At 52.9% G+C, this 12,781-nt stretch carries 12 protein-coding genes; 6 read left to right on the top strand and 6 right to left on the bottom strand.

The features are described from left to right. Nucleotides 1-612: 612 nt before the first annotated feature. On the bottom strand, nucleotides 613-1,605 hold the full coding sequence (locus BFQ03_RS26820; RefSeq protein ID WP_065944388.1) for a hypothetical protein: 993 nt from the start codon (nucleotides 1,603-1,605) through the stop codon (nucleotides 613-615). 379 nt (nucleotides 1,606-1,984) lie between these two features. On the opposite strand from BFQ03_RS26820, the gene BFQ03_RS26810 reads away from it, so the two are divergent. From BFQ03_RS26810 to BFQ03_RS30920, 5 genes are read left to right on the top strand one after another with little or no spacing between them, the layout of a single operon-like run. Continuing rightward, a complete protein-coding gene (locus tag BFQ03_RS26810; RefSeq protein WP_239695290.1) occupies nucleotides 1,985-2,254 on the top strand; it encodes a hypothetical protein in 270 nt (89 codons plus the stop codon). A gap of 18 nt (nucleotides 2,255-2,272) precedes the next feature. Further along, entirely contained in the window at nucleotides 2,273-2,617 is a 345-nt protein-coding gene (locus BFQ03_RS26805) for a hypothetical protein (protein ID WP_065944386.1), read from the top strand. 55 nt (nucleotides 2,618-2,672) lie between these two features. Beyond that, nucleotides 2,673-3,257 carry a tail assembly protein gene (locus BFQ03_RS26800; RefSeq protein ID WP_065944385.1) on the top strand — a complete coding sequence of 195 codons (585 nt, stop codon included), beginning with the start codon at nucleotides 2,673-2,675 and terminating at the stop codon, nucleotides 3,255-3,257. Between the two features lie 57 nt (nucleotides 3,258-3,314). Beyond that, a complete protein-coding gene (locus tag BFQ03_RS30925) occupies nucleotides 3,315-3,629 on the top strand; it encodes a hypothetical protein (protein ID WP_065944384.1) in 315 nt (104 codons plus the stop codon). Continuing rightward, the gene (locus tag BFQ03_RS30920) at nucleotides 3,626-5,332 is read left to right on the top strand and encodes a DUF4113 domain-containing protein (RefSeq protein ID WP_239695289.1); all 1,707 of its coding nucleotides are present in this window, start codon (nucleotides 3,626-3,628) and stop codon (nucleotides 5,330-5,332) included. The genes BFQ03_RS30925 and BFQ03_RS30920 overlap by 4 nt, the downstream gene beginning before the upstream one ends. 115 nt (nucleotides 5,333-5,447) lie before the next feature. Here the strand turns inward: BFQ03_RS30920 and BFQ03_RS30915 are convergent, their stop codons facing one another. The 5 genes from BFQ03_RS30915 to BFQ03_RS26770 form a co-directional block, all read right to left on the bottom strand. After that, the gene (locus tag BFQ03_RS30915) at nucleotides 5,448-6,440 is read right to left on the bottom strand and encodes a fimbrial protein (RefSeq protein ID WP_083204922.1); all 993 of its coding nucleotides are present in this window, start codon (nucleotides 6,438-6,440) and stop codon (nucleotides 5,448-5,450) included. A gap of 502 nt (nucleotides 6,441-6,942) precedes the next feature. Continuing rightward, entirely contained in the window at nucleotides 6,943-7,152 is a 210-nt protein-coding gene (locus BFQ03_RS26785) for a hypothetical protein (RefSeq protein ID WP_065944383.1), read from the bottom strand. Nucleotides 7,153-7,207: 55 nt separating this feature from the next. Further along, a complete protein-coding gene (locus BFQ03_RS30095; RefSeq protein ID WP_139115744.1) occupies nucleotides 7,208-8,101 on the bottom strand; it encodes a fimbrial protein in 894 nt (297 codons plus the stop codon). 261 nt (nucleotides 8,102-8,362) lie between these two features. Further along, a complete protein-coding gene (locus BFQ03_RS29410; RefSeq protein ID WP_239695288.1) occupies nucleotides 8,363-9,478 on the bottom strand; it encodes a fimbrial protein in 1,116 nt (371 codons plus the stop codon). 874 nt (nucleotides 9,479-10,352) lie between these two features. Next, complete coding sequence (locus BFQ03_RS26770; protein ID WP_083204921.1) at nucleotides 10,353-11,354, bottom strand: LysR family transcriptional regulator; 1,002 nt, start codon at nucleotides 11,352-11,354, stop codon at nucleotides 10,353-10,355. A gap of 82 nt (nucleotides 11,355-11,436) precedes the next feature. Here BFQ03_RS26770 and BFQ03_RS26765 point away from each other — a divergent pair, with 82 nt between their 5' ends. After that, complete coding sequence (locus tag BFQ03_RS26765; RefSeq protein ID WP_050593296.1) at nucleotides 11,437-12,762, top strand: MFS transporter; 1,326 nt, start codon at nucleotides 11,437-11,439, stop codon at nucleotides 12,760-12,762. Nucleotides 12,763-12,781 lie beyond the last annotated feature (19 nt).

Below are 12,781 nucleotides of genomic sequence, written 5' to 3'. Positions count from 1 at the left end.
TCATAATTTATTTTTTCGATGAACGGTTATCTGTCAGCCTTTTTGGGTGATCTCAGCTTCTCTGACGTAGCGTCCGGCCAGCCCTATAAACGTTTTTTCGTGAGCGCGGCATGGTGATACAGTCGCCACTTTCAGGACAAGGATGAATCATGCGGATTTTGATAGCGGCGGTAGCGGTGGTGATGCTTGCAGGGTGTACGCCATCCACGAGTGCTGTCCAGCATGTCGAGCCCGCTTCAGATACTCAGGAGTGCATGACGTACAGGGCCATGATGACAGCTCCGATGGAGCCAATGGCTCATGAGCGGCTGAGATTGGCTTGCGAGAACTCCAGGTCAGCGGCGGGCTCCAAATAGGCTGGAGCGCACTGGAAGCGCTTAGCAGAACTCTCCTATATCTAACATGAAAAAGCCCGGTCAAGTGCCGGGCTTTTTGCATTCAACCAACACTGAGGCTACCCATGAAATGAGACTGGGATCTGGTCAGGATGATCTTGAGCGCCGTTGTGGATCTGTCTGACTTCCATTCGGCAGTCGGCTAGCAGACCTCGACGGTTACCAAAAGAACGATGTGGGTGTATTGCTCCTTAGGTAGCCTTTTGGCTAAAGCGAGTTAATGACGAAAAGATCGTTCAACCCTTTTGAGTGCGTCTGAAACCCTATCGGCCCACCCATCAGGAAGCTCAATAATGAGTATGAGTTCATATGCCCCCGAAGTAGGTCGCGAAGCTATCATTTCTGTTAAGAACTTAGGGATTTTCGCCGTCTGCTCAATTATCGAACCTGCTACGCCTATGTACAGGTCTCGCACGTCCGAGAAGTCTTCATCTACGCTTGTAAAGCAAACGGATTCCTCCCAAAGCAATGTGTTAGCGCAAAGTTCTCCGTAGAGTCTGCATATCCTAACAATATCTACGTCGCTCCCTGAAATTCCAGGCTCTCCCCAAGTTTTCATCAGCTCGAAATTGGTGAGATTACTGAACGCGGCTACGATTAATTGGATTTCTTCAGATTTATCTCCGAGCCATAAAAATGACTCATCTTTGTGTATGCGCTGGGTGGGCTTTGTATATAATCCGCCCTTTAATGCCTCCCACCGCTGCAATGAAGGAGCTATTTCAAATCGTAGAACCTCGGCGGTGAGCAAGTATTCCCAATACGGATCTTTATCAATAATTAGCCGTTCAGCTAAATAGCTCAACTTGCCAAATTCTTCAAGGTGGCGCTTTTCGTACCTATGCCTGACCTCCGATGCAGCTTTACCAACCTCGTCAGAAATACGCTTGTCATGCTCCCGCTGCCATTCAAACAGTAAGCCTGACGGATATCTACTTGGGTCGTCATCAATTTTTTTGTGGCAGTTCCCACATAGCCATATCGCATTTGTAATAGCGCTTCGTTCAGATGACGCCATTTTTTCGTCATATCTTGCTGAACCGGGGTTGGCACCATATATATGCGCGGCTTCACCCAAGTTTACAGAGCCAGTGGGCTCGCTAGTTGGACCACTTGTGAGGGCGCCGCAGCTAGGATTGGCGCATCGATTTCCTGCTCTCTTTGCCAATACTGTAATGACAGATTGTTTGAAACGATCGTCTGTACTCATGACGTTCCTTGACGAGTAATAGATGGTTGGAAAACAAATAAGGTTAGCTGCTTTTGACCGAAATCCTACCAAGCAATCCTCAACGTAACCCCGCACTGTTTTGCTTGCATTTGGTGGGCATGAAAAAGCCCGGTGGGCCGGGCTAGTCTTCGACTGCTTCAGGCTGCTGCTGATCGAACATCTCGCTCAGCATTTTCTCATGCTTGGCCTGCGTGACGGAGTAGAACATTTTTCGGCCCAGGAGGATCCTCTTCATGCTCCGGGCGGACAAGAGGTGCTTGGCCTCGACTGAGATCTCTTCGGTCTCACCATCCCTGGTGTCAGCCACCTCTAGGTGGTACTGCTCAATCGAGCCATCGTCTCGCTTGGTGTGGCCTAGGTGTTTGAAGGTGAGGGTACGCGTGCCGTTGTAATTGCTCGCATAAAAAACTCAACTCCACCTGAAGAGGGGGCTGTGCTTGATGCGGACGCGAAGAAGGCCAAAGAAACCGGCGAGCCTTTTCAATATGTGCTTGAGCGAAAAGACACAAAGGATGGCTGGAAAATAACGAAGATCGCCAGCTTTCCTTCGTATGCAAGTGACTGGAAGGACGTATACGAAAAGCCTGAACCATCAAATAATCGGTACGTTTATGGCGCTTACCAATAAGCTGGCGAGGGGAACGACATGAAACTGTTCATAGGGGCGCTGGCCTTGGTTGCGTTGGCGGGGTGCGTTTCTCCAGCCGATCTTGAAAGCAATAAGCCGAGTATCGCGGCGAACACCAAGAAAAACCCCAAACAGTACGCACTCTGCGTGTTCCCGAAATGGCAGTCGGCCAGAACTGACTCATCCATGGTCGAGACTGAATCCGGTTACCGGCTATGGGTCGCGAGCAACAATATGGCGGACGAGCTTCTTGATATCAAAAAAAACGCCGGTGGTAGTTCTGTAACTTTGCGGCAGCGAATGCCGTGGTCTGCGATGCTTGGACGATCCAGCATCGAGTCTGCGGTTAAATCTTGCCTCTAAATACACGCTCAACCTAAGCCGCCTACGGGCGGCTTTTTATTATGCGGAGAAAAATATGGCAGCAACGGCAGCGCACTACGCACCTATGACCAACATAAAACTCTCAGGCTCACTTGCGCAGAAATTTGGTCGCTTGCATCGCAGGCAGATCGACTCGAGTGCTGGATGGGAAGTGTTCCGCGCCTTGAGCGCGACGCTGGAGGGCTTCGAGAAAGAAATCAAACGACTCGACCGCTTGGGAATGCGCTTCGCTATCTTCAGAAACAGGAAAAACGTTGGGCCGGACGAGCTCGGGCGTAGCGGCACTAAAGAAATTCGAATCGTGCCTGTAGTGGAAGGCAGTAAGCGAGGGGGAATTCTGCAAACGATTATTGGTGCCGTATTGCTTGTGGCAAGTATTTGGTTTCCAGCGCTGGCTCCGGCTGGTATCGCGATGGTTGCCGGTGGCGTTATTCAGATGCTAAGCCCTCAGGCGTCGGGCCTCAAGCAAAGCGCCTCTCCCGAAAACATGCCGTCCTACGCTTTCGGCGGCGCAAAGAACACCACTGCCAGCGGTAACCCAGTACCAATCTGTATCGGTGAGCGCCGCTGGGGTGGGGCGATCATCTCGGCATCGATATACGCCGAAGACAAAACATAAATAGAACGCAGAAAGCAGGCCGCCCATGAGGCGGTTTTTTAATGCCTGGAGGAAAGCATGGGCGCAGCACGAAAGATCGATATACACGGCGCCAAAGGCGGTGAGAGCAAGCCGAAGTCTCCGGTTGAGTCACCCGACAGTCTGCGCTCGACGAACCTGGCAAAGATGCTGATTGCCGTGGGTGAGGGGGAGTTTGAAGGCACGCCAACTGCCCGTGATATCTACCTCGACAACACACCCATTCAAGACGCCAGTGGATCCTTCAACTTCACCAATGTGAAGTGGGACTGGCGCCCCGGCTCAATTGATCAGACTTATATCCCCGGCATCCCATCTACTCGGGCGCCTATCTGGCCCGGGTGCGTTCAGTGAGCGCCTTCGAGATCTCCTCGATCTGGAAGAGCTCCAATCTGACCAACCTGGAAGGCAAGGCCGGCCTGCCGCCGGCGGTGGCGTTCCTGACCACCACCAGCCTGGTCTATGGCATCGGCATCCAGTGGGGCTTTCCACCAGGTGCAGAGGACACCCAGCGTACGGAGGTCTGGTATAGCGAGTCGCCGGACCTGACGACGGCGATCAAGTTGAGCGACTTCAGCTACCCGCAGGCCAAGCATGAAATGCACAGCCTGTTGGCGGGGGCGAGCCTGTTTTTCTGGGCGCGTCTGGTGGACCGTACCGGCAACGTCGGCCCGTTCTTCCCGATCCCTGGCGCGGTCAATGGCCAGGCCAGCTCGGACCAGACTGAGTACGAGAAGTACTACGCCGATAAGATCGGCAAGGGGGCGCTGTACCAGAGCCTGCGCGAAGAGATCGAGCTGATTTCTGGTGATGGGCCAGGGTCCGTCAATGATCGGCTGACGGAGGCCAAGGCCGAACTGGAGGACCTGCTGGGGCAGATCACCGGGGCAGAGCCATACGACCCGACGAAGCCATACGGCGCCGGCGCATTCACGCAAAAGGATGGGCACCTGTACCATGCGACTGGCCCGGTACCGGCCGGCGAAGCGCCGCCAAACCCGCTGTACTGGAAGGATATCGGCACGATCCTGCAAACCACCGACGCGCTGGCCCAGCAGGTTCAACTGGTCACCAGCATGATTGAGGAAATCGACGGCAAGGTGGTGGCCACCGCGTCATCCATTGAGGCGTTGCGTTCAGCCGCTCGCGACGATGACGGTGCTGGTGACCTGGCGAACGCGCTCAAAGGTTGGCAGGCAACCGCTGATCTGGCGCTTGAGAAACGCACCAGGGCAACAGAAAACGAGGCGATGGCGCAGCAGTACCTGACAATGAGCGCGCAAGTAGGGGCGAACAAGTCAGGGCTGACCGTTCTGGAACAGGTGGTGGCGACCAACAGGGAGACGGCAGCCACTCAACTCAACCAGCTCAAAAGTGATCTGGCGCTGACCGACGAGAAGGTGGCCAAGGCTGACCCGTGGACGCTGCGCAAGAAATTCAGCATCGTGATTGAGAAGACTGCGCGGGAGTTGGCCGGCACGTCGTGCCTGGAGCTGGACGAGCCCGACCCACCGAAGCAGGAGATCTGCTGCAGCCGGATGTTCGGTAAGCGCCTGACCGAGTTGCCGCCGATCAAGGAGGCGCTGGCCACCTACATGATGCGGGCCTCTGAAAAGCTCCGGGCCCAGGGCTCACTGTGCAAGAAGGTCCGTGTCTGCATTCGTACCGGTATGTTCAATCCGGAAGAGGCCAAGTATGCAAACGGGGTGGTGGTTGACCTGCCTTATCCAACCGACGACGTTCGCCTACTCACGAAGGCTGCGGTTGATGCGGTGGACCATATCTACCGGCCAGGCTTCAAATACAGCAAGGCCGAGGTGATGTTGCTCAACCTTTGCCAGCCGGGCGAGTACACCGACGATTTGTTCGCCGTGTCGCAGCCTGCGGAGGCTACCAGGGTGATGACGGTGCTGGACCAGATCAATGGACGGTGGGGAAGGGGAACGCTGCGGTCGGCCAGCGTTCCGACAAACCCTGACTGGGGGATGCGTCGGGAGATGATGAGCCAGAGTTATACGACAAGGCTTGATCAACTGTGGACGGTTTCTTGCAAATGAGGGGAGTGAATGGTTTTTTTAAATTTCGATGGATAGTCAGCGTACCCCGAACAGAAAAGCTTCTTGCTGATACCCATTGCTTCAAAAGTGTACGACTCCGCACTCTAACTTTATATTACAAGTAGTTGATTGAAAAGGTGACTTCAGTATCGGCCGAGCCAGAAACAAGTTGTTGGCTTTGTAGTCGTACATAGGAAGCGGTTAAAGGAATGGAGAAGTTCCCCCCGGCCGTATTGTAATCAGAAAACGTGTAAGATTGGTTCAGCTTGATCGGTAGACCGTTTTCATTCATTAGTTTCAGGCCTACGCCTTCGGCCGTAGAGCTGGCATTAATTGAAACTATTCCTCCTTCTCGATCAATGACTGGGGTCGTAGCGATCAGTGCATAATTTACTTTCTTGATACCTTTGGGGCAATTGATAAGCCCGATTTTGTAGCCGATAGGAATGGTTTGTCCATTGTGATTGAAGTCACTCGGTGTATATTCACCCATGGGCACCAAAATGTTAGGTGTTACGCACGATAGTGCTTCCTGAGGAACTTCTTTTGACATGGCAACATTAATAAGGGCCATTTGGTTGGCCTTGATAGTTCCCCAGATACCTGCGGGCAGCTTCGTTTTTCCAGTAATGTTGCCCGTTTTAATTATTTCCAATTTGAATTTGCTAACGTTGCTGGACCAGCCGTACCAAAGGTTAATAGGACCTAAGGGTGGCAAAATTTTACCTGGTGGTACTGAAGGGATTTTTCCCTCGATTAGGCTGCCGTTAGAAGCGGAAATTTGCCAAGAGAGACCAGTGCCTTTGATGGGGAATAGATAGCCTCCCGCGGGTTGTTCGCCGACTGCAAGGTTTGATTTTATACCGAAGGCAGCAGGTGTTTCGCATCTAAAGGTTGCACTAACGTTGCCTTGGGTTTCTTCATAAATTACCGTTCCTGAGGGTGTGTCCGCGGGTATGCTTAGAGATGCCGGGCCATGAAAGTTCAAAGTGCTAGTCCCTGAGGTCCAGGCTTCTTTGCAATCACCTATCGACCAAGCCGCAAATGCGCCGGGAATATGAACCGCTGACATAACGATAAATAAAAAAAACGTTATCGTAAAGTTCATGACCGCTGACCGCTGACCGCTGACCGCTGACCGCTGACCGCTGACCGCTGACCGCTGACCGCTGACCGCTGACCGCTGACCGCTGACCGCTGACCGCTATTATATGTAAGTCATTGATAATAGTCAAGTTTTGCCTTCTGTTTGATATGGACGGCAGAACACTTTAGCGACCGTTTCGGGCAGTGAACATAAGGCATTCCTGAGTTTGTCTGCGGCTGCTGTCATGGCTTTTAGTCAAGTAGTGAGGGGGGCTTTTTTGGCCGAGCACGGGCTATCTATAAGTCTCAGACTGGCAATCTTGAAGCTTGTTTGGTGGTGGTTTGTGTTCGGTCGGCAGGACGCCGGGGGAGGGGGTGAATCTTGTACCACTTTTTGTACCAATGACTGTGTTTAGCAGGGTAAATCCGGGTATTTCTGAGGAGGTAAACCCCCGGATTCATTGGCTTTTGCTACTTACCACGACCCATTGAAAATCGCTGTGTAATTCTGCTCCTCTCGATTGTCATTCTGGCGCCATCATCACTGAAAGCGTTATCTTGATGAACTCTTCATTCCGGTCGATGGCGTCCAGCGCGCCACGTACGTTGTCGGCGATTTCGGTGCCGCCTTGCTGCTCAACCCAGTTCGTAAGCTCCATGATGGCTGCTTCAAGGGCGAGTTGGTTTTCGTTGATTTTGGACAGCAGGGAAGGGAGCAGGTCAGAGTTCGGCATCGGTGTTCCTCCTTGGAGTGAACAGCGTAGCAGCTGTATCTGGAACAACTGCAGACTATTCGTAGGTGATCGTATAGATAACGCTACTGTTGGCAGTGCCTGCCTTGAGCGAGTCGGCTATACGGTAATAGCGAGCTTGGAGGGGGATGTTAAAGGTACCTTGACCTGTCTGCGTGCCTATATCCAAAGGTTCTTCATATTTAACGGGAGCATCATTTGATAATATCTGAACCTTTACCCCTTGAGCGGTATCAGCTGATGTGGGATTGGTGAGATTGAGTAACCCCTTTACATTGTCATAGATGCTCGCATTTCCAGCTTTGAGGGTTAGCTTGACTTTTGTCCCGCGGTCGCAACTAAGAGGAATGGAGAATTGGCGTTCGGCAGCGGTAATGCCTGCACTGCCTAGCTCTTTCATGCCGACCTCTCCAAGTGAAACATCGATATTAGTACCATCAACAGAACAGCCAAGTGTGTTTACAGTAAATGCTGTAGTAGTGAAGTATGATTCTGGACGCTGCCACGAATTTTGATTGTTGCGCAGTATGAAAGATGCCACTTCTTGCCCTGGTATTTTTCCAGGTGTTACCTCGCCAATTTTATAAAATACTAACTTTAAAGAGCCTTTCATTGGTTGCTCTCCAAATAGTCCATTTACGGAGCAAAAAATTTTGTCGTTAATGTTTCCAGTAAAAGTTGATCCGTCTATGGGGGAGTAGCTTGGGCAAGTTGTTCCAGAGTTTCCGTACAGTGCATACCCTATTCCAGAAGCGCCTGAACCAAGCTTGTAAATATTCAGGCCATTGATTTTACTTGAGGCTGTGCCATATCCTTTGACTCCAAACTCCTGATAGCTGAAGGTCCCTGTACAAGAAAAAGCGTTGATGCTAGTCGTTACGACAGTGCTTCCGATTTCCGTACCTATTGCTATATCACGGCGTATTGTCATATCCGGCACGTTCACGGTGGTAGTTTGCGTCTGTGTCGTGCACTCACCCGCCGAACTAATAACGGAATGGGAAAGTACTATAGCTGCAGCGATGATTATTTGTGTTGATTTTGAAAAAGGCATAAAAAGGTTGTACGTCAGTGGGTTAAACTTCAATCTTAACGGCTATTGAACGAAGTGAAAATCAGACGTTCCTGAGTTAGGCGCTGCAGAGTGAGCATCGTAGCGGTTGGCTGGTTGCGGCTATCGGGCCTGAGCATATTACAGGTAGCTCACAGTGAACGTTACTGAAGCATTAGCGGTGCCAGCTTCCAGTTTGCTATCGGCCAGGCGGTAGTAAGCCGCAGATAACGGTATGTTGAAGCTTGTGCCAGTTGTGTTGAACCCGTTGAACGGGTAGGTGGTGTCTAGCGCTATAGGCTGCCCTGCATCATCCATCAGCTTCAGGCCGATACCTTTGGCCGTTGAGCTGGAGTTAAGCGCCACGATACCCTTTTTCTGGTCTATGACTTGCGTGTTGGCTTTGAGTGAATAAGTGACTTTCTTTATGCCGCTCTGGCACTGGTTGAGGCCAATATTGAACTTGACCGTCCGAGGCGTATCGCTAGGTCTGTTGAACTCTTTCAGTTCATAGTCGTCACCCATTTGAACCGATACCGCCGGGGTCTGGCAGGAGGCAGTGTTTAAAGTTATGGGGTTTGCGAGGTATAGCTTTACAAATTCAAAGTTAGAGTATACTATAGTGCCGAGCAGACCTGCGGGTACTAAGTTTTGTCGCGATAGCTCCGCAGATTTATATATTTTAATTCTGTACTCGCTGTCTGTAGTCATATTACTGGTATTTACAGTTATATGATGTGGGCGAGTTACTGGAAAGTAACTTCCTTTAGTGCCGATCCTTCCGGAAAGTTTGAACGATAGACCTGTATTTCCTAAAGTGAAGCTACTATCCGTAGGGCCCCAGCCTACAAGGCTACTGTTGGCTCTAAGGCCCGTAGTAACGCCGTTTGGGGTACAGCTGTATTTAGCGGGTATTAGATGAATTGTATCATCATAAATTACCGTGCCGACAGGTGCGTCAGTCGCGACTGATAGAGCATCTTCTGTCAGGTTTACTCCAAAGTTCTTTGTTTGGGTTTGTCTGTCGGCAGTGCAATCTGCCGTTACAACTTCGCTTTGAAGGTACAAAAGAGTTGCAAGTAATGCGAAGTAAGTTTTTTTGTGCGTCATTCTGCTGACTGCTGACTGCTGACTGCTGACTGCTGACTGCTGACTGCTGACTGCTGACTGCTGACTGCTGACTGCTGACTGCTGACTGCTGACTGCTGACTGCTGACTGCTGACTGATATTATATGTAAGTTGTTGAAATTAATCAAGTTAATACCTTGGTTTTGACTTGGAAGTCAGAGCACTTTAACTACCGCTTTGGACAGTGAACATAGGGCATTCCTGATTTTTCCTGAGGCTGCTGTCATGGCTTTTAGTCAAGCAGTGAAGGGGGCTTTTTTGGCCGAGCACGGGCTATCTGTAAGTCTCAGGCTGGCAATCTTGAAGCTTGTTTGGTGGTGGTTTGTGTTCGGTCGGCAGGACGCCGGCGAGGGGCAAAAACAGTTCCAAAACTAAAACTGCACCCCTTGTAGAATGCGGTCTGTAGCCCGGTCACTTTTCCTGAGTAATGGAACTCCGCAGGCCTTCAACGCCCCGGCCCGCTGGAGTTTGCATAGCGGTCTTGAAAACCGGCGAACGTTAATAGCGTTCCCAGGGTTCGAATCCCTGGTTTCCCGCCAAGATTGATACGAAAGCCCCGCGATTGCGGGGCTTTTGTGTTTCTGGGGTTTGGCTGTGGCGGGCTTGTATTTGCTCGGCGTTCCATAACTATTATGGAACCGTTCCAGAACTTTTCTATTTTGACGGCTTCGCAGTGGCGCCTAGCCTTCTGCACTCCGTCCTTTCAGGTCGTTCAGCAGCAACTGTGCGGCGTTTACGCCCCAAAATAAGATATTCACGCCGAATTGAATTCCACTGCAGTCCTTCCAAAGGGATGCGGTCGCCTGCCAATCTCTGCGTAAGCTTCTTCTCTGGTCATCGTCTTGCCTCCGTTGATTATCCGGATGACCCTGTCGCCAAGGTCATCGAGGAAATATGTTGTCTTGCTCGGCAAACCTTGCGTGTCGAATCCCGATCACGGAAGCAGGCCGTATTGCGTTATCTCCCCCAGGCTTATTGCCGGGCTGTCGTCGTCTTGGTTAATTATGTCGATGATCTGCTGTTTTTTTCATTCGGCTCTGGCAACCGGTCACTGCCTCTCAGGTCGGTGTGTGAGCCGCGCTGCAGTTCCTGGGTGGTGTCGATAATGAAGCTACGTAGCCAGCGGTTGTGCGGATCGTCGTTGTGCTCCACATCCCAGACCATGAACACGCGAAAGGCCGGGACGAAAATCGGTACAGGGCTGACGGTCAAACGCGCAATCCGCGCATAGGATAGTGCTGCAAACGTGGGCAAGGTAGCGATCACATCGCTGTGCACCAGGGTCGCCAGGGCGCCACTGAAGTGGGTGAACGATGCCGACACCCGACGGGCGACCCCTTCGCTTTCCAGCAGATCGTCAACGAACCCCCGGCGCCCGTCGAAGGAAATCCGCACATGTTCATGCATGAGGTATTCATCGCGGGTGAGCGGGTTTTTTAGGTTTAGCCTGGGTCCGTCGTAGAGGCATGAGTAGGACGAAGAAAACAGTACCTGTGAGCTGTAATGCGAAGTCAGTTCCTTGGGTTCGGAGCACAGGACCAGGTCGATATCCGGGTCGGCCAACGAGCTTTTCCACAGCGAACTGTTGCTCTGGTGAAAGGCAAATTTCACCGAAAGCCCGCGTGCTTTTGCTTCGTTGACCAGCCGTGGCGATACATAGCTTTCGATGTCATCCGACAGCGCAATGTTGAACACCCGCGTGGACGATTCGGCGGAAAACTGCGGGCGTTTGTCGACGATGGAGGCCACGGCGGTGAGAGCCTCGGTGACTTTCGGCGCAATCTCCAGCGCCCGTCGGGTTGGCATCATGCCGGTGCTGGTACGGATGAACAACTCGTCGTGAAACTGTTCGCGCAGGCGCTTGAGCGAAGAGCTGACCGCCCCTTGCGTGACATGCAGCACCGCTGCTGCACGGGTCACGCTGCGCTCGTTCATCAGGCACTGAAAAACGATGAGCAGGTTGAGGTCGATCCTGCTGATATTAGCAACGCTAATTATGGTCATCTATTGTATTCGTTTGTTTAATTTGACTCGACATTCTTATTCTCGGCCCTACGCAAACACAACAATAATCAGGTGGCCGGGGATGCAAGATTCAATAGTGCAATCGCAACAGGGTGAGCGCGCGGTCTCATCAAACGACGCAGCAGAGCTGCGCAAACGGGCCATTGCCGTCGGCATTGGCAACTTCATGGAATGGTTCGACTTTGCCATCTACGGCTACTTCGCCGCGGTGATCGGGCAACTGTTCTTTCCTTCCACCGCGCCCGGCGTTTCGCTGCTGTCGTCGTTGGCGGTGTTTGCCGTAGGCTTCCTGTCACGGCCCTTGGGCGCTGTGGTACTGGGCCCGATTGGCGACAAGCTGGGGCGGCGCGCCGTGCTGATCATCACTGTGTTCGGCATGGGCCTGGCCACCACCCTGATCGGACTGTTGCCCGGCTACGCCGCCATCGGTATCGCTGCACCGATCCTATTGGTTGCTCTGCGTTTTCTGCAGGGCATGATGGTGGGTGGAGAGTGGTCCAGCGCCGGCATCTACATTGTCGAAAGCGCCCCCGCCAACCGCCGGGCAACCGCAGCCAGCGTGATCACCGGCACCGCAGGCGCGGCATTCCTGTGTGGTACGGCCATCGCCGCCATCATCACCGCGACCCTGTCGGACGCAGACCTCATGGCCTGGGGCTGGCGCGTACCGTTTGTAGCCTCGATCATCATGGCCGGTGTGGCCATGTACATTCGCCGCAAACTGGGTGACACCCCGGTCTACGAGGCGCTGCAACACAAGCGTGCCACCGGTGCCGTGGAGCAGGTGTCGCGTGGGGCCAAGCAGCGAGCTTTCGTGGTCTCGTTTGCCTTCTCCGCCCTGTTCGGTGTGTCGCTGTACTACTTCATCACCTACGCCAACACCCACCTGACCCAGACCGTGGGCCTGAGCAAATCGACTGCGTTGGTGCTGTGCAGCCTGGCCCTGGTGCTCTACACCCTGTTCAACCCGCTGGTAGGTCGCCTGAGCGATCGCTTCGGCCGTCGTCCGTTTGTACTGACTGCCGCCGCCGGCCTGACCCTGTTGGCGTACCCGGTGTTCCTGTTGATGAATACCGGCAGCTTCGCCGCGATTCTGCTGGGGCTGGTGATCATGGCGGCGCTGGTGGCAATCACCGCAGTGATGGATGTGGTGCTGCTGGTTGAAGTGTTCCCGGCCTCGATCCGTTCGACTGGGGCTGCTGTTGGCCACAACGTCGCCTTGGCGCTGCTGGCAGGCCCCGGACCGTTCATTGCCGTGGCACTGATCCAGGCCACTCATAACCCGAACATTCCTGCAGCCTACCTGGCAGCGGTGTCGCTGATCTGCTTCATCGTGCTCTGGTTCCTCCTCCCGGAAACCAAAGACCGCGATATCACCCACGGTTAATGCCGATCCACACATTCAT

It is taken from the genome of Pseudomonas sp. 25 R 14 (assembly GCF_900004755.1).
GTDB lineage: Bacteria > Pseudomonadota > Gammaproteobacteria > Pseudomonadales > Pseudomonadaceae > Aquipseudomonas > Aquipseudomonas brenneri.
The sequence above is the reverse complement of the archived record's forward strand: the minus strand, read 5'-3'. Positions and strand labels throughout refer to the sequence as shown.

Coding starts and splice junctions, on each gene's coding strand:
- BFQ03_RS26820 (WP_065944388.1), bottom strand. CDS start 1,605: ATGAGTACAGACGATCGTTTCAAACAATCTGTCATTACAGTATTGGCA.
- BFQ03_RS30915 (WP_083204922.1), bottom strand. CDS start 6,440: ATGAACTTTACGATAACGTTTTTTTTATTTATCGTTATGTCAGCGGTT.
- BFQ03_RS30925 (WP_065944384.1), top strand. CDS start 3,315: ATGGGCGCAGCACGAAAGATCGATATACACGGCGCCAAAGGCGGTGAG.
- BFQ03_RS26785 (WP_065944383.1), bottom strand. CDS start 7,152: ATGCCGAACTCTGACCTGCTCCCTTCCCTGCTGTCCAAAATCAACGAA.
- BFQ03_RS26765 (WP_050593296.1), top strand. CDS start 11,437: ATGCAAGATTCAATAGTGCAATCGCAACAGGGTGAGCGCGCGGTCTCA.
- BFQ03_RS26805 (WP_065944386.1), top strand. CDS start 2,273: ATGAAACTGTTCATAGGGGCGCTGGCCTTGGTTGCGTTGGCGGGGTGC.
- BFQ03_RS26770 (WP_083204921.1), bottom strand. CDS start 11,354: ATGACCATAATTAGCGTTGCTAATATCAGCAGGATCGACCTCAACCTG.
- BFQ03_RS26800 (WP_065944385.1), top strand. CDS start 2,673: ATGGCAGCAACGGCAGCGCACTACGCACCTATGACCAACATAAAACTC.
- BFQ03_RS30095 (WP_139115744.1), bottom strand. CDS start 8,101: ATGACAATACGCCGTGATATAGCAATAGGTACGGAAATCGGAAGCACT.